The 16,601-nt window shown below is 71.7% G+C and carries 13 protein-coding genes; 1 reads left to right on the forward strand and 12 read right to left on the reverse strand.

Annotated elements, in window-relative coordinates:
- Positions 1-280: 280 nt before the first annotated feature.
- The 12 genes from CLT68_RS24525 to CLT68_RS24580 all read right to left on the reverse strand — a co-directional run bounded on the left by CLT68_RS24525 (position 281) and on the right by CLT68_RS24580 (position 14,128).
- Entirely contained in the window at positions 281-1,648 is a 1,368-nt protein-coding gene (locus tag CLT68_RS24525) for a glycoside hydrolase family 10 protein (RefSeq protein ID WP_099854379.1), read from the reverse strand.
- Between the two features lie 374 nt (positions 1,649-2,022).
- On the reverse strand, positions 2,023-2,487 hold the full coding sequence (locus CLT68_RS24530; protein WP_099854381.1) for a MaoC family dehydratase: 465 nt from the start codon (positions 2,485-2,487) through the stop codon (positions 2,023-2,025).
- A gap of 17 nt (positions 2,488-2,504) precedes the next feature.
- A complete protein-coding gene (locus CLT68_RS24535; protein ID WP_099854383.1) occupies positions 2,505-3,653 on the reverse strand; it encodes an acyl-CoA dehydrogenase family protein in 1,149 nt (382 codons plus the stop codon).
- A 46-nt stretch (positions 3,654-3,699) separates the two neighbouring features.
- Positions 3,700-6,522 carry a LuxR family transcriptional regulator gene (locus tag CLT68_RS24540; RefSeq protein ID WP_099854385.1) on the reverse strand — a complete coding sequence of 941 codons (2,823 nt, stop codon included), beginning with the start codon at positions 6,520-6,522 and terminating at the stop codon, positions 3,700-3,702.
- Positions 6,523-6,586: 64 nt separating this feature from the next.
- On the reverse strand, positions 6,587-7,198 hold the full coding sequence (locus CLT68_RS24545) for a TetR/AcrR family transcriptional regulator (protein ID WP_099854387.1): 612 nt from the start codon (positions 7,196-7,198) through the stop codon (positions 6,587-6,589).
- A 94-nt stretch (positions 7,199-7,292) separates the two neighbouring features.
- Positions 7,293-8,060 carry an SDR family oxidoreductase gene (locus tag CLT68_RS24550; RefSeq protein ID WP_099854389.1) on the reverse strand — a complete coding sequence of 256 codons (768 nt, stop codon included), beginning with the start codon at positions 8,058-8,060 and terminating at the stop codon, positions 7,293-7,295.
- A 145-nt stretch (positions 8,061-8,205) separates the two neighbouring features.
- The gene (locus CLT68_RS24555) at positions 8,206-9,492 is read right to left on the reverse strand and encodes an ABC transporter substrate-binding protein (protein WP_088951818.1); all 1,287 of its coding nucleotides are present in this window, start codon (positions 9,490-9,492) and stop codon (positions 8,206-8,208) included.
- 83 nt (positions 9,493-9,575) lie between these two features.
- Complete coding sequence (locus tag CLT68_RS24560; protein WP_099854391.1) at positions 9,576-10,673, reverse strand: branched-chain amino acid ABC transporter permease; 1,098 nt, start codon at positions 10,671-10,673, stop codon at positions 9,576-9,578.
- Positions 10,670-11,548 carry a branched-chain amino acid ABC transporter permease gene (locus tag CLT68_RS24565; protein WP_099854393.1) on the reverse strand — a complete coding sequence of 293 codons (879 nt, stop codon included), beginning with the start codon at positions 11,546-11,548 and terminating at the stop codon, positions 10,670-10,672. Before CLT68_RS24565 ends, CLT68_RS24560 begins: the two co-directional genes overlap by 4 nt.
- A 30-nt stretch (positions 11,549-11,578) precedes the next feature.
- Positions 11,579-12,310 (reverse strand): ABC transporter ATP-binding protein, encoded by a 732-nt coding sequence (locus CLT68_RS24570; protein WP_231927426.1) that lies wholly within the window; start codon positions 12,308-12,310, stop codon positions 11,579-11,581.
- Positions 12,307-13,092, reverse strand: coding sequence for an ABC transporter ATP-binding protein (locus CLT68_RS24575; RefSeq protein WP_088948641.1), 786 nt, complete (start codon positions 13,090-13,092; stop codon positions 12,307-12,309). Before CLT68_RS24575 ends, CLT68_RS24570 begins: the two co-directional genes overlap by 4 nt.
- A 136-nt stretch (positions 13,093-13,228) precedes the next feature.
- Entirely contained in the window at positions 13,229-14,128 is a 900-nt protein-coding gene (locus tag CLT68_RS24580) for a poly(ethylene terephthalate) hydrolase family protein (protein ID WP_099857587.1), read from the reverse strand.
- Positions 14,129-14,310: 182 nt separating this feature from the next.
- Between CLT68_RS24580 and CLT68_RS24585 the strand changes: the two genes are divergently transcribed.
- Positions 14,311-16,572, forward strand: coding sequence for a catalase (locus CLT68_RS24585; protein WP_099854395.1), 2,262 nt, complete (start codon positions 14,311-14,313; stop codon positions 16,570-16,572).
- The last annotated feature ends 29 nt before the right edge of the window (positions 16,573-16,601 follow it).

Consider the following 16,601-nt stretch of genomic DNA (forward strand, 5'->3'; position numbering starts at 1 on the left):
TTCCAGGCGACCCACACGGGCAACGCCGGCCGACCGTCCGGGTTCACCCTCAACGGCACGGCCTGCACGACCGTCTGACACCCGTCGCGGTGCCGGGCAGCCGAGGCTCGGCACCGCGATAGGAGCGCCCGCCATCGCCGACCCCTGGCGGGCGCTCCCCCGTCGCGAGGCCGACTCTCTCGTCCACGTCGCCGGGCATGGATGTCACCGCTGCCTGCGGGTGCACAGATGACAGGGCGGCGACGGGATCCGTCGCCGCCCCATCAGCGTGTGGTGGTGCTCAGGAGACGGTGCAGGAGCGCACCACCGGACGGGTCCAGGTGCCGTTGGCCATCGTGGTGAAGCCGAAGACGTTGCCGCTGCCGTTCGACCGCATGGTCATGACGTTCCCGCTGCTGTCCCAGGTCGGGCTGCCGTTCCAGGTGTTGGAGACCTTCTGCGGCGGGGTGACGGCGACCACGACGGTCCAGTTGCTCGCCCCGCTGACGGTCACCTGGCTGTTGAACCGGTCGCCCCATCGAGTGCTGTCCTGCAGCGTCGCGGTGCAACTGCCGCTGGGCGGGGTCGTCGGTGGGGTGGTGGGCGGAGTGGTGGGCGGGTCGGTCGGCGTGGTGCCGTTGTTCAGCGCCGCCAGCACGGCGTCGTACGCCGCCTTCTTCTGACCGCTGCTGTTGAACAGCAACGGTGTCTGCGACGCACGCCACGAGTCACTGTCGCGGATGCCCCACACCGTAATGCCGTTGCAGCGGGCCACGGCCAGGCAGTCCTCCACCACACTGCGGTAGGTGGCCGCCGGGGCACCCTGGATGTCCAACTCGGTGACCTGCACGTCCACACCCAGTGCCGCGAAGCTCGACAGCGTGGTGCGGTAGTTGCTCACGTAGGGCGAGTCGTTGTTGAAGTGCGACTGGAAACCGACGCAGTCGATCGGCACACCGCGAGACTTGAAGTCGCGGACCATGTTGTACACAGCCTGCGTCTTGGCGTGCGTCCAGTTGTCGGTGTTGTAGTCGTTGTAACAGAGCTTCGCACCCGGATCAGCCGCCCGCGCGGCCCGGAACGCCGCCTCGATCCAGTCGTTGCCCGTGCGCTGGAGGTTCGAGTTACGACGCGCACCGGAGGTGCCGTCCTCGAACGCCTCGTTCACGACGTCCCACGCCACGACCTGACCACGGAAATGCGTGGCCACCTGCGTCACGTGGTTGAGCATCGCCGACCGCAGCGCGCTGCCACTCATGCTCTCCATCCACGGCGGCTGCTGCGAGTGCCACGCCAGGGTGTGACCCCGCACGCTCATCCCCCGACTCCGCGCGTGGTTCACGATCTGCTCCGCGGCGCCGTAACTGAACCGACCCTGCTGCGGCTCCGTCGCGTCGATCTTCATCTCGTTCTCGGGCGTCACCGAATTGAACTCTCGGTTGAGGATCGTCGTGTAGTTGCCATCCGACAACCTGCTCGCCGCCACCGCCGTACCGAAATACCGGCCCTTCTCCGCGGCAGAAGCGCCAAGGGTCGTCCCGGCGCTCGCCGTGCCGGGCAGGAACGCGGCGCTCGTGGCGGCGAGCAGAGCCGCGGCGGCGAGAACGATCGCCGTACGCGCTCGGGGGCCCGTCCGTGGACGGGTGTCCCTCTGGCACCTTTCGGTCATGTCTCTTCCTTCCGTGGGGCCCGGGGCGGGGCAACTGACGCACCGCTCCGGCGGTGGTGGGTGCCGGGTCGGGACCGCGCACGGAAAAGGCGTCCGGGAAGAGGCGCCAACCCTCGGTCATCGACTCCGGTGGATGAGGAGTATGTCAGCGCCGTTCATTGACGAGCAAGAATTTCCGGAAGTTTAACGAGACCTGGACCGACCCGGTCATCACACCAAGAGACTGCTGCCCAGGTGGCACCCCATGCCGCAGCACGGTGAGGTCACGGCGCGTCGACCCAGGAGGAGCGAGAGGAACCCGCCGCCGCAAGTTCCGGAACTTGTTCCGCAACGCCCACCCGCCAAACGGGCAGAGCGACGTTCCCGCTAGATGATTACCGACCGGTGGCGGGGTAGAGCCGGCTCACGGTCTCGGCCACGCAGACGGGCTTGCCGCCGCTGTCGCTCTCCACGGTGACCGTCGCGACCAGCTGCACACCGCCGCTGACCGGCGACACCTCGGCGATGACGACGGTGGCGCGCACGGCGGCGCCGACCCGGACCGGCGCGGGAAAACGCACCTTGTTCAGCCCGTAGTTGACCCCCATGGCCACCCCCTCGACCCGGTAGAGCCGGCCAGCCAGGGCCGGCAGCAGCGACAGGGTCAGGTAGCCGTGGGCGATCGTGCCGCCGAACGGCCCCGCCGCAGCCCGCTCCGGGTCGAGGTGGATCCACTGGTGGTCGTCGGTGGCGTCGGCGAAGAGGTCGACGCGGCTCTGCTCGATGCGCTGCCACGGGCCGGGCCCGATGGTCTCGCCGACAGCGGCGGCCAGCTCTTCGAACGAGCCGAAGACTCTCATGCCGGATCTCCTTGGAGCTAGAAGGCGTTGACGCCGGTGAGCGCGCGTCCGATGAGGAGTTGCTGGATCTGGCTGGTGCCCTCGTAGAGGGTGGCGACCCGGGCGTCGCGCAGGTACTTGCCGACCGGGTACTCGTCGATGTAGCCGTACCCACCGAAGACCTGGACCGCGTTGTTGGCCGCGCGGACGGCGGCCTCGCTGGCGAAGAGCTTGGCCATCGACGCCTCGGTGGCGAACGGCTGGTCACGGTCGATCAGGTCGGCCACCTGCCACACCAGCAGCCGGGCGGCGGCGGTGTCCACCGCGATGGCGGCGAGGAGTTGCTGGACGAGCTGGTGCCCGGCGATCGGCTTGCCGAACTGGGTTCGCTGCCCGGCGTAGCCGACCGCCGCGTCGAGGCAGCCCTGGGCGATGCCGACGCACCCGGCGGCCACCGACATCCGTCCCTTGGCGAGGGTGGCCAGGGCCAGCCGAAACCCGCCGCCCTCGGGGCCGAGGCGGGCCGCGTCGGGCACGCGTACCTCGTCGAAGCCCAACTCGCCGGTGGCCTGGCCGCGCAGGCCCAGCTTGCCGTGGATCTCGCGTCGGGTCAGCCCCGGGCTGTCGGTGGGCACCAGGAACGCGGTGATGCCCCGGTGCCCGGGGCCGCCAGTCCGGGCGAAGACCAGCGCGACGTCGGCGGTGGTGCCATTGGTGATGAACATCTTCGTGCCCGTGAGCAGCCAGTCGTCGCCGTCGCGGACCGCGCGGGTGCGCAGCGCGGCAGCGTCCGAGCCGCTGTCCGGCTCGGTCAGCGCGAAACAGCCGAGGGCGGTGCCGGCGCAGAGCCGGGGAAGCCACTCGGCCCGCTGCTCGGCCGACCCGTGGGCGGCGATGGACTTCGCGACCAGGCCGAGGGAGACCGAGACGATGCCGCGCACCGCCGAGTCGCCCCGGCCGAGCTCCTCCAGGACCAGGCAGTACGCGAGGTGGTCGCCACCGGAGCCGCCGTCGGCCTCGGCGATGGTCAGCCCCAGGAAGCCCAGGTCACCGAGCTTGCCGACGATGGCGGGGTCGACCGACTCACGTCGATCCCAGGCGGCCGCGTGCGGCAACAGCTCCCGGTGGGCGAACTCGGCGGCCAGTTGGCGCACCGCCGCCTGCTCGGCGGAGAGAGTGAGCTCCATGGCGCTTAAACTAGCGGTGATAGTTTACCGCGTCCAGACCGGACGATCACCGATCCGAGGCCAGCCCGACCTGCCGCTCGGTGGCGAACGCTCGCGCCAGCTCGGTACGCGAGCGGATGCCCAGCCGGTGGAAGACGTTGCGCAGGTGGTGGTCGACCGTGCGGGTGGAGAGAAACATCCGGGCCGCGATCTCACGGTTGGTCGCCCCCTCCGCGACCAGCTCGGCGATCTTCAGTTGCTGGCCGGTCAGCAACCGCGCCGCCGGCAGGTCCGGCGGACCGACCGACTCCCCGGCCGCCCGCAGCTCGGTGGTCGCCTGCTCGGCCCAGCAACTCACCCCGAGCAGCGTGAACATCTCACGGGCCTGGTGCAGGTGCGTACGCGCGTCTCGCGGGCGCCGGCTGCGGCGCAGCTCCTGACCGAAGAGCAGCTCGGTGCGGGCCCGTTCGAACGTGCCGGCCTCCGTCGGGTGCAGCCGCAGCGCCGTCTGGAACTCCTGCTCGGCCTCGGGGCCGCCGCGCGGCGCGAGCAACGCGTGGCACCGGGCGGACAGGGCCCGGCGCAACGGGCTCGCGGTGCTGCTGGCCCACCTGTCGAACACGGCGAGCGCAGCCGTCGCCGCAGGTCGGCAGGGCAGGTGGGCCGCCGCCTCCACCAGGTAGGGGGTGGCCATCACCTGCACGAGAACCTGACCGCGCCCGGTGCCCAGCCGGGCCAGTGACGCCAACCGGTTCGCGGCCTCGGCGTGCCGGCCGTCGACCAGGTCGAGCACCGCAAGGGCCCACCCGGCAAACGCGTGCGGACGGCTGCCCGGCGTCGGCGTCTCGCCCATCTCGCGGATGCGCCGCAGGCTGGTGTCCCGGTCGGCCCGCACGGCGGCGAGCACGGCGAGCATGCCGAGGTGGACGTTGGCGCAGTTGGCCTGACCGGTGGCGCGCGCGACCCGCAGCCCGTCGCGGGAGGTTTCCGCCGCCGCCTCGTGCCGGCCCAACCAGTATTCGGCGACCGCCCGCAACTCCAGCGCCCGGGACAGCATGGACAGCTCACCCCGCTCCCGGGCCAGCGCGACGGCGCGATCGGCGAGCCGGTGTGCCGCGCCGTCCACGGCGACCACCAGGCCGGCAGCCGCGGCACAGCTCAGCGCGGTGGGGGTCAACGCCGACCCGGTCAGTCGGCCACCCAGCACGACGGCGCGACGCAGTGCGGGGCCGGCCCGCTCGTGGTCGCCCCGCAGGGTCGCCGCCACCCCGCCGACCAGGCTGCCCATCAGCTCCATGGATGGAGGATCGTTCGGCCGCCGCAACGCCGACGCCCGGCGGCCGACCTCGGCGTACCGGTACTGGTCACCGGCGAAGCAGACCGCCTCGCCTGCCCGTACGAGCCCGGACATCGCCAGCGCGCGGTCGGTGCCGGCCACCGCTCCGGCCGAGGCCAGCAATCTGGCCGACGCCCGGGCGGCGGTGCCGCACCGCAGCTCCAACTCACCGCGCAGCAGGTCGGCGCGACCCCGGACGGCCGGGTCCCGGTAGACCGCGCGGAGACGGTCGAGCAGGAGCCGGGCCACGTCGGGCTGGCCCCCGGTCCAGGCGTAGTGGGCGGCGGTCAGCAGGCGGGCGGCCGACTGGGTCGGCTGGTCGCTGAGGTCGGCGGCCCAGCGCAGCGCCGCCGAGGCGGTGGCCCAACCGTCGGCGCCGCCAGCTGCCGCCGCTTCCAGCTCGTCGGCGAGGGCGGGGTCGGCACCCGCCGCCGCGGCGGCGAGGTGCATCGCGCGGCGCAGCCGCTGCCCGTCGGCCACCAGCACGCCGGCGAGCAGTCGGTGCGCCGCGCGCCGCTCCGCGAGTGGGGCGCTGGCCGCGATCATCGTGCGCACCAGGGGCTGAGGAAAGGTGACGCCTCGCGGCTCGACGCGGACCAGGCCGGCGACCTCCGCCGGGGCGAGCGCCTCGATCTCGGACCCGGCGACCGCCGCGGCCCGGATCAGGGTGCCCGGCTCGCCGTCCTCGTCGAGTGCCGCGAGCAGCAGCATCCGTCGGGTGTCCGGTGGCAGCCGGTCCAGCCGGGCCCGGTACGCGCGGCCCAGAGCACCGTCCGCCGGTGGCGCGTCGGGTAGCGACTCCTCCCCCCGCCACTGGCCGGGACTGAGCACGTCGACGAGGTCCACCAGGGCCTGCGGGTTGCCGCCGCCGATCGCGGCCAGCGCGGTCACGACCGACTCGGCGGGCCGCTCGGGGAGCCGGTCGCCGCTGCCCCGCTCGATCAACGATCGGAGTCGGTCGGTGAGGATGGCGCTGCTCTCGTGCTCGGTCAGGGCGCGAAGCCGGTGTGCCGGTATCCCGTCGACAGTGGTGGTCACGTCCGCGGTGAGCAGGATGGCGATCGGCAGGTGGCGCAGCCGGCGGGCCACGAAGGCCAGCACCTGGGCGGTCTGCGGGTCACCCCGGTCGACGTCGTCCATCGTGGCGAGCAGCGGACGGTCGCCGGCGGCGGCGGTGAGCAACCCCAGCACCGCCATCGACAGCGTCAGCTGGCGGTCGGCCGGGCAGCTCTCGCCGCCCAGCGCGCGCCGCAGCAGCCGGCGCTGCTCGTCCGGGAGGACGGTGGCCCGGTCGAGCACGGGGTCGACCAGACGTTGCAGGCCGGCGTACGGCAGGGTGGCCTCCTCGGCGAGCCCGCTCCCGCCGAGCACAGTGCAGCCCTCGGCGTGCCGGTGGGCGTAGCCGACCAGCGCCGTCCGACCCGATCCGGGCTCACCGTGCAGCAGCAGGGCACCGCCGCCGTTGGGCATGCCGTCGAGGAGGCTCCGGACAGACCGGCACTCGTCGTCCCGGCCACGCAGCACGGTTAGTTGCACTCTCGATGCAGTAACCATGCATGTCAGTGTCACTCATCGGAAACCGAATGGAAAGAGGGGGCGATATCGGGCCGGACCGGAGTCAGTCGGCCGCGACCTCCGCCAACAGGGCCCCCACCGTCCGGGTCATCACCGCGCGGGCCTGGTCCACGCCCAGCCCGAGGCCGTAGCGCAGCATCGACCAGGCTGGCCACATGCTCGCCGCGACCAGGGCGTTGAGCAGTTGCTCCCGACCCCGACCGGCCTGGGCCAACTCGGCGGCGAAGAGCTCCTCGACCTCGTCGCGGACCCGGTCGATGTGCTTGAGGCGGTTGCGGTGCAGTTGGTCGGAGACCGGCTCGCGCATCTGCGCGGCACGCGCCGACGGCGTGATGAGCTGGAGCAGCCGGGCCCGCTGCCGGCAGTACGCGTCGACCCGCTTCGCCAGCGGCAACCCGGGCGAGACCGGCCGGTAGGCGGCGTCCTGCTGGCGGAGCACCTCCGCGCCGCTCGCCTCGAAGAGCGTCTCCATGTCCTTGAAGTTGGTCCAGAGCGTCCGCAGCGAGATGCCGGCCCGTTCGGCGATGCGCTCCCCGGTCGGGCGGAGGTCCCCCTCGCCGATGAGCGCGAGATGAGCCTCGACGATGGCCGCGCGGGTGCGCTCGGCCCGGGCGGTACGCCCGTCGACCCGGCTCGCGACCTCGACCCCGTCCATCCGCCCCCGCCCTCTCACCGCCACGGCGCCTCCTGACGCACCGCCGAGTCTAGACAGGCGGTGATCAGCGGTTCCGGGCCGACCGCCGGGGCTGTCATCCGGCTCGACCGGTCAGCGTGACGCCGCCGTCGCAGACGATGGTCTGCCCGGTGATCCAGCTGGCGTCGTCGGAGGCGAGGAAGGCGACCGCGCCCGCCACGTCCTGCGGCAGGCCGAGGCGGCCCAGCGGGTACCGTGCCGCGACCTCGTCCTCGCGACCCTCGTAGAGCGCGGCGGCGAAGCGGGTCTTCACCACGCCGGGTGCGACGGCGTTGACCCGGACCGTCGGCCCCAGCTCCACGGCGAGACTGGCGGTGAGGTGGTTGAGCGCGGCCTTGCTCACCCCGTAGAAGGCGATGCCGGGCGACGGCGTGAGACCGGCGATCGACGAGACGTTGACCACGCAGCCGCCGCGCTCGGTCATGCCGGCGGCACACACCTCCTGCACCCAGCCGAGTGTGGCGACGACGTTGACGTCCAGGATCTTGCGGGCCGCGGCCGGGTCCAGCCCGATCAGCGGACCGTGCACCGGGTTGATGCCGGTGTTGTTGACCAGCAGGTCCACCGGCCCGAACGCCTCACTGACCTGGCGCACCGCCTGGGCGCGATGCTCGGGGTCGTCGGAGCGGCCGGGCACGGCGACGGCGTACGCCGACCCGCCCAGGGCCGCGACCGCCTCGGCGAGCGCCTCGGGATGTCGGGCGGTCAGCCCGACCCGGGCGCCTTCGGCGACGAGGCGTTGGGCGATGGCCAGACCGATGCCCCGACTGGCGCCGGTCACGATGGCGACCCGTTCCGCGAGCCGACCCGAATATGCATTCACGGTGCAGATAGTAGGAGGGCTGATCGGTGTCGGTCAACGTCCCGGACAGCCGGTCGGGAGACCCCGTCACCCGAGCGCGGACAGCCGTCCGACCGGGCGTGGTCACGCGAGACCACGCCCGGTCGGGCGTCGCTGGTGCGGGCAATCAGGAGACGGTCGGCACCCCGTTCGCCGGCGGCGCGGCCGGGGTGGCGGTGTACTCGTTGACCGGTCCGTCCGCCTCGTCGGTCTCGTACGCGGGCCCGAAGTAGGTCTGCACTCCCCCGGTCACCCGGCTCAGCCGCTGGCCGCCGTAGCCGGAGTGGTCCTTGGCGGAGAAGCGCAGCGGCACCAGCCCGGGGCCCTGGAAGCCGCCCTTCTGCACGGCGTCCAGCACCTTCTCCCGGGTGACGTCCTTGCCGGCGGCGAGCAGCACCTGCACGAAGAGGTAGCCGACCGACATGCCGTAGACGGTGTTGCCGTCGAACGGCGCGTCCCCGTTGTGCTCCTTGTTGATCTTCGTGAAGAGCTGCACCCACGGGTTCGCGGTGTCGTTCTGCATCGGCAGGTAGTTGGTGCCGACCATGCCCTCCAGCAGCGGGGCGGCGGCACCGAGCTGCTTGGCCAGGGTCGGGTGGTCGGCGCCGACGTTGGACACCAGCCACTGCGGCTTGAAGCCCAGCCGAGCGGCGGTGCCGACGGACAGCGCGGTGAAGCCGGGCACTGTGGCGAGCACGACGACCTGGCAACCAGCCGCCTTGAACGCGCCGATCTGCGGCGCCACGTTGGTGTTGCTGGTGACGTACGTCTGCTTGACCGCCACGGCCGACGCACCGAGCACCTTCTCCACGCCGGCCAGGCTGTCCCGGCCGAAGTCGTCGTCCTGCCCGAGGAAGCAGACCTTCTGACCGGCCAGGTTCGTCTTCGCGTAGGTGGCGAGGATCTTGCCCTCCACCGTGTAGTCCGGGTTGAACCCGAACGTCCCGGGATACTTGTCCGGCTGGTCCCAGCTGCGGCTGCCGGAGGCGACGAAGAGGTCCGGGACCCGGTTGGTCTTCAGGAAGTCGAGCACGCCACTGTGCGTCGGTGTGCCGAGGCCGTTGAGGATCGCGAAGACCTTGTCCTGGAGGACGAGCTGACGGACCACCTGCTGGGTGTTCGCCGGGTTGTAGCCGTCGTCCATGACCTTGTAGGTGATCTTCCGACCGTGCACACCGCCGTTGGCGTTGACGTAGTCGAAGTACGCCTTCGTCGCCGGGGAGATCTTCGAGTAGCCGGCCGAGGCCGGCCCGGTGAGCGGCATGTGGGTGCCGACGACGATCTCGGTGTCGGTCACGCCCGGCACCGACGCCGCGCCGGGACCGGAGCCGTCGTCACCACTGCAACCAGCGGCGGCGGCCAACAGGGCAATGGTGCTGGCGATCGCGAGACCACGTTGTGCCAAACGGTGCATGGAGAACACCGACCTTTCTCGGTCCGGTTCGGGGGAACGGTGTGTGTGGTGGAACGCCCGGCCGGGGCCGGGCGCGGAGCAGCTCAGGAACGCCGGGCCCGCAGGCGCCGACCAAGACGGGACAGCAGCCCGTGGATGCCACCGGGTGCGGCGATCATGACGACGATCAGGGTGAGGCCGAAGATCGCCAGCGGCAGGTTTCCCTCCAGCCGCTGCGCCACCGCGGGCGAGAGCGTGAGCATCTCGGTCGCGGAGTGGGTGAGGTCGGGCAGCGCGACCAGCAGGACGGCCCCCCAGAGCGCGCCGGTGAGCCGGCCGAGACCGCCGATCACGACGGCCATCAGCAGGAACAGCGACAGGGTCAGCGAGAACGCCCCGGGCGAGACGCTCTGCGCGAGCACCGCCAGCAACGCCCCGCCGAGCCCGGCGGTGGCGGCACTGACCACGAATGCGAGGACCTGGGTGCGGGCCACGTGGATGCCGGCGAGGCGGGCCGCCACCTCGTCGTCCCGGACCGCCCGGAAGGTGCGCCCGTACCGGCTGCGGATGAGGTTGGCCAGCAGCAGCAGGGCGAGCAGGGTGGCCGCGCCGGTGAGCCAGAGCTGCCACCGCTCGTAGGGGAAGTACGGGCCGAGCGACATCGGCGGTGGCTCCACCGGCACCGACAGCCCCTGCTCGCCGTTGAAGACGCCGTCGAAGGTGACGGCCAACGCCGGCACGACGACGGCCACCGCCAGGGTGACCCCGGCCAGGTAGGGACCACGCAGCCGGGCCGCCGCCACGCCGACGACCGCGCCGATCGCGACCGTGCTGACGATCGCCGCGACCAGCGAGAGCGGCAACAGCCAGCCGCCGGTCATCCCCCGGTCGGAGAACGCGTTCTGGCACAGCGCGACGGTGTACGCCCCGGTGGCCATCAACGCGCCGTGCCCGAGCGACAGTTGACCGTTGAGGCCGGTGAGGACGGTCAGCCCGGCGGTCGCGCAGAGGTAGGCCGCCACGGTGGCGAGCTGGAAGTTGCGGAACGGCTCGACGGCGTAGCTGACCCCGACCAGCAGGAGCCCGACGACGAGCACGATCGCGAGGTGCCGCAGCAGTGTCGAGCCGCGTCGCCGGTCGACGGGTCGGCCCTTGTCGACGAGCTGCTGTGTCGGCGGCAGGGCCGCCCTCGTGGCGCTCACACCCGCCTCGCCGCGACCGGGGCGAACAGCCCACCGGGCCGGACCAGCAGCACCGCCAGCAGCAGGACCAGCACCGCGAGCGGCGTGAGGTCACTGCCGGCGTAACCGCTCACGTAGGAGAGCAACAGACCCACCACCAGGCCACCGACCACCGCCCCCGGTGGACTGTCCAGCCCACCGACCACCGCCGCGGTGAACGCGGAGACGAACACCAGGTCCATCGCGTGCGGGTGCAGGCCCAGCTCGGTCGGGATGACCAGCATGGCGGCCAGCGCGCCCACCCCGGAGGCGAGCGCCCACCCGAGGGTCAACATGCCACCGACGTTGACCCCGAGCAGCCGGGACACCTCGGGGGCGAAGGCCGCCGCGCGCATCCGCAACCCCACCGGGGTACGGGCGAACATCCAGGCCAGCCCGCTGACCACCACCCCGATGGTGGCGAAGACGAACAGGTCGTACGGCGACAGCACGGCCAACCCGCCCACGGTGAGAGCGGACCGACTGAACGGCGCCTCGGCGGGGCGAAACTCGTTGCCGTACACCATGCCCAGCACTGCCTGGATCAACAGCACCAGACCGAGCGCGACGATCACGGGGTTGAGGTGTGAGGCGTGGTCGACGTGCCGCATCACGACGCGGTCCACCAGCGCACCGAGCAACAGGCCGGCGACGATCGCGACAGCGAAGCCCAACCAGTAGGAACCGGTCGCGGCGGAGACGGTGTAGGCGACGTATGCGGCGGCGACGGCCATCGCGCCCTGGGCGAAGTTGACGACCCGCGCCGCCCGCCAGATGAGCACCAGGGCCAGCGCGAACGCGGCGTACACCGCGCCTCGGGACAGGCCGTCGATGGTGAGGAAGACGAAGCGGTCCAACAGTCCTCCCTCCGGGGGACGAGGTGGTGGTCAGAAACCGAGGTACGCGTGGCGCAGGTCGACGTCGTCGCGCAGCTTCGCCGCCGGGGCGGCGATCACCACCCGGCCGAGGGACATCACGACGCCCTGGTCGGCGACGGCGAGCGCGCTGCGGACGTTCTGCTCGACAAGCAGCACGGTCAGGCCGGTGCGGTCGCGTAGCTGACGGAGCAGTGCCATGGTCCGGGCGACCACCCGCGGCGCCAGGCCGAGCGACGGCTCGTCGAGCAGCAGCAGCCGGGGCCGGCCGACGAGGGCCCGACCGAGCGCGAGCATCTGCCGTTCACCGCCGGAGAGCTGGTGGCCGAGGTGCTTGCGACGCCGGGCCAGGGGCTCGAAGAGTTCGTAGACCTCGTCGAGGGCGCGCCCGGCGTCGGCCCGGTCGCGTCGCCACAACCCGCCGAGGCGCAGGTTCTCGTCGACCGTCAGTTCGCTGATCACGCCCCGTCCCTCCGGCACGTGCGCCATGCCGCGTCGGACGAGCTGCTCCACAGGCGTGCCGCGCAGGTCCTCCCCGGCGAGGAGCACCTGGCCGGCGACCGGGCGGATCATGCCGGAGAGCGCGCGCAGCAGTGTGGTCTTGCCGGCGCCGTTGGCGCCGACGACCGCGGCGATCGTGCCGGCCGGGACGGTGAGGTCGATGGCCTGCAACACGGGCGCGGCACCGTAACCGGCCACCAGCCCTCGCACCACGAGCAGGTCAGGTGTGCTGTCCGCGCTCACGGATAGGCCTCCTCGACGGCGGCGCCGAGGTAGGCGTCCGTCACCGCCGGGTCGTCGCGGATCTCGTCGGGGGTGCCGGCGGCGATCACCCGGCCGAAGTCGAGCACCACGAGCTCGTCGCAGACCGCCATCACCAGGTCCATGTGGTGCTCGACCAGCAGCACCGCACAGGGGTTGTCGTCGCGCCGGGGCAGCTGCCGGACCAGCTCGGCCAGCTCGGCGATGTCGTCGGCACCGAGGCCACCGGCGGGTTCGTCGAGCAGCAGCAGCCGGGGTCGCGCGGCGAGCGCACGGGCCAGGGCGACCCGCTGACGTACGGCGAAGGGCAGTGTGGTCGGTGCGGCCTCGGCGTGCCCGGCGATCCCCAGGTCGTCGAGGATGTCCAGGGCGTCGCGGCGCAGTCGGCGCTCATCGCGGTCGCTGGCCGGCAGCCCGAGCAGCGCCGGGACGAAGCCCGCCCGGGCGGTGTGGGAGGCGCCGGTCATCACGTTCTCCAGCACGGTCAGACCGGCGAAGAGCCCGGTGCCCTGGAGGGTTCGGGCGATGCCGAGCCGGGTGAGCCGGTGCGGCCGTGGCCGCAGCGGTCGACCGTCGAGGGTGAGCGAACCCGTCTCCGGTGCGACGAAGCCGCAGATCACGTTGAACAAGGTGGTCTTGCCGGCGCCGTTGGGCCCGATGACGCCCACCACCCGGTTGGGTGGCACGCGCAGTGAGACGTCGTCGAGGGCGGTGAGGCCGCCGAAACGGACGCCGATGTGGTGCAGTTCGAGGCCGCGCTCCATCACCCATCCCTCTGTCGTGGCGGGTGTTTATTTACACTCGCAGTGTACGTTTCTCGGGTATCGCGTCAAGACCTTCAATACCCGGCCCCACACGCGGACGGGGCGGTCGCCACCGGCGACCGCCCCGCGACCACGGTCAGGCGCTGGGACAGGTGTTGCGGTACTCCTGGATCTGCGAACCGCTCGGGCCGGGGCACAGGAACTGCTCGTAGCGGGTGTCGTCGTCGACGAAACGCTTCAACCAGGCCACCATCTGCCGGGCGGTCGGCGTGTTCGTCGTCTGCGGGAAGAAGTGGCTCGCCCCGTTCAGCTCCAGGTACGCCTTCTCGGCGGAGGCCGGGATGCTGTTGTAGAACGGCACCGAGTGCGACGAGACCGGCGCCACGGAGTCGCTCTCCCCGCCGATGATCAGCGTGGGCACCCGCAGCTCCGACCAGCTCTTGTCCGAGTTCCACGGCGCGAGCGGCACCGCGGCCTGCAACGACGGCCGGGACGAGGCCGCTTCCAGGCTGCCCCCGCCACCCATGGAGTGACCGGCCACCGCGAGTCGACTGCTGTCGATCCGGGTGCGCACCGAGCTGCGCTGGGTGAGGTAGTCCAGCGCGGCGAGGAGCTGCCGACCCCGGCTGTCCGGCTGGTCCAGCCGGCTGTTGGTCTCGATGCCGATCACCACGAACCCGTGCGAGGCGAGACGCGGCCCGAGCCAGCTGATGCTGGACCATGCGGCGGTGAAACCGGGCGAGATGGCGATGGCACCGAAGGTGCCCTCGCTGGTGCTGGTCGGGTAGTAGATGACGCCGCCGCCGAAGCCGGTGACACTCAGCGAGGACACGCTCTGTGAGGCCGTGGCGAACGGACCGCGACTGGCCTCCAGGATCGCGGTGGTCGGGGCAGGGCCCCGCTCGTACGGGCTCGCGGCCTGGGCGGCGCCGGACGATCCGGCCAGGACGCCGCTGGCGGCCAGGACGGCGGCCAGCGCGAACCGGGTCGCTCGGGCGGCGACGGAACGGGGACGGGTGGTGGTTGGTGACGACACGTCGGGCACTCCCTAGAGTCGAGGGATATCGACGTGCGTCAGTTTTGGCTGCTCCTCCGATCCACGCATCGGTGAAATCACCAGTCCCGGTGGCGGATGCCACGACCAGTTGTGTTTCGAGCCTCTGACCAGGGGTAGCAGGGCAGGCGTCTGCCCGACACGCACCACCGAGAGGTTGTTCAGTGGATTCAAGCAAGCCCGCCGAGGCGGTCAAGAACGTTGTGAAGAGCGCCACGGGGAAGATCTCCGACGCCCTGTCCCCCGATGTTCCCGGCGCACCGGGCAGCGGGACGCCCACCGTCGAGGAGCCGACGACGCCACACGACCCGCTGCCGCCGAAGCCGGAGCAGGGGACGCCGCAGACGCGTACGCCGACCGGCGCCGAGACCGGCGTGCCGGCGATCGCGAACGGTCAGCAGGGCGCCTACCTCACGACCGCGAACGGGGCGCGGCTGCGCGACACCGATCACTCGCTCAAGGCCGGCCCGCGCGGCCCGGTGTTGCTCCAGGACCACCACCTGCGCGAGAAGATCATGCATTTCGACCACGAGCGCATCCCGGAGCGCGTGGTGCACGCCCGGGGCGCCGGTGCACACGGGGTGTTCACCGCGTACGGCACCGCCGAGGCGGTCACCAGGGCCGGCTTCCTCAAGAATGGGCGTGAGACCGAGGTCTTCGTCCGGTTCTCCACGGTGCTCGGCTCGCGGGGATCGGCCGACACGGTCCGCGACACCCGTGGCTTCGCCACGAAGTTCTACACCGACGAGGGCACCTTCGACCTGGTCGGCAACAACATGCCGGTCTTCTTCATCCAGGACGCGATCAAGTTCCCGGACATCATCCACGCGGCCAAGCCGCACCCGGACCGGGAGATCCCGCAGGCGCAGAGCGCCCACGACACGTTCTGGGACTTCGTGTCGCTGCACACCGAGGCGCAGCACCACGCCATGTGGAACATGTCCGACCGGGGCATCCCGCGCTCGTACCGGACCATGGAAGGGTTCGGCGTACACACCTTCCGCCTGGTCAACGAGGCCGGCGAGACAGTGCTGGCCAAGTTCCACTGGAAGCCCAAGCTGGGCGTGCACTCCCTGACCTGGGAGGAGGCCCAGATGCTGAACGGCATCGACCCGGACTTCCACCGGCGGGACCTCTACGACGCCATCGAGGCCGGCGCGTACCCCGAGTGGGAGCTCGGCATCCAGGTCTTTCCCGACACTCCTGAGGAGACCTTCGCGGGGATCGACCTGCTGGACCCGACGAAGATCGTTCCGGAGGAGCTGGCGGAGGTGCAGCCCATCGGAAAGCTGGTGCTCAACCGGACGCCGACAAACTTCTTCGCCGAGACCGAGCAGGTCGCCTTCCACCTGGGTCACCTGCCGCCGGGCATCGACGTCACGAACGACCCGCTGCTGCAGGGCCGACTCTTCTCGTACCTCGACACGCAGCTGACCCGCCTCGGCGGGCCCAACTTCACGCAGATCCCGATCAACCGCCCGCACGCGGCCGTCAATGACATGCTGCGCGACGGTTTCCACCAGCACGCCGTGCACGCGGGTGTCGCCCCGTACCGGCCGAACTCGCTCGACGGCGGTAACCCGTTCCCGGCGGGCGACGCCGAGAACGCGTTCGTCGACGTGCCGGTCACGGTGGCCCAGGCGCCGAAGGTGCGCGCGAACCCGGCCTCGTTCGACGACCACTACAGCCAGGTACGCCTGTTCTGGCTGAGCATGTCGCCGGTCGAGAAGGAGCACATCATCCGGGCGTACACCTTCGAGCTGGGCAAGTGCTACCACCAGGCGATCAAGGAGCGTCAGCTGCAGAGCCTCGCCAACATCGACCCGGTGTTGTGCGAGCAGGTCGCCACCGGTCTGGGCCTGCCCGCCCCGCAGCCCACAGTGCCGCTGGCCGATGTCGCGCCCAGCCCGGCGCTGTCGCAGGTCGGCCGGGAGTGGCCGGCGGACGGGCGGATGGTCGGGATCGTGGTCGACCCCGACGGTGACCTGGACGGCGTCGCCGAGGTGCGTCAGGCCGTGTTCGACGCCGGCATGGTGCCGCTGCTGATCGCCCCGCACGGCGGCATGGTCGGCGGCATGCCGGTCCAGCGCACCTTCGCCACCGGCCGGTCGGTCGAGTTCGACGCGGTCCTGCTGGCGGGAGCGCCAGCACCCGCGCCGGATGCGATCCCGGCCCGTGACGACAAGGCGGGCAGGCCGGGCCCGGCGGCCGTGGACCCCCGCGTGCTGCTCCTCGTCGAGGAGTGCTGGCGGCACGCCAAGGCGATCGGCGCCTGGGGCGCCGGCGTCACAGTGCTGGAGCAGGCCGGGGTGGCCGGCACCCCCGGCATCGTGGCGGCGGGCTCCGGCGCCGAGGCCCTGACGGCGGTGCAGCAGTTGATGGCCGCACACCGGGTGTGGGAACGGTTCCCGGCCTCGGTCGCCTGACCCGTCACCGAGTCGCCTGACCGATCACC

The organism is Micromonospora sp. CNZ299 (assembly GCF_002754415.1).

Bases quoted from the DNA above. Each gene is read 5' to 3' on its own strand.
- CLT68_RS24525 (WP_099854379.1), bottom strand. From the start codon at position 1,648: ATGACCGAAAGGTGCCAGAGGGACACCCGTCCACGGACGGGCCCCCGA.
- CLT68_RS24530 (WP_099854381.1), bottom strand. From the start codon at position 2,487: ATGAGAGTCTTCGGCTCGTTCGAAGAGCTGGCCGCCGCTGTCGGCGAG.
- CLT68_RS24535 (WP_099854383.1), bottom strand. From the start codon at position 3,653: ATGGAGCTCACTCTCTCCGCCGAGCAGGCGGCGGTGCGCCAACTGGCC.
- CLT68_RS24540 (WP_099854385.1), bottom strand. From the start codon at position 6,522: ATGGTTACTGCATCGAGAGTGCAACTAACCGTGCTGCGTGGCCGGGAC.
- CLT68_RS24545 (WP_099854387.1), bottom strand. From the start codon at position 7,198: ATGGACGGGGTCGAGGTCGCGAGCCGGGTCGACGGGCGTACCGCCCGG.
- CLT68_RS24555 (WP_088951818.1), bottom strand. From the start codon at position 9,492: ATGCACCGTTTGGCACAACGTGGTCTCGCGATCGCCAGCACCATTGCC.
- CLT68_RS24575 (WP_088948641.1), bottom strand. From the start codon at position 13,092: ATGGAGCGCGGCCTCGAACTGCACCACATCGGCGTCCGTTTCGGCGGC.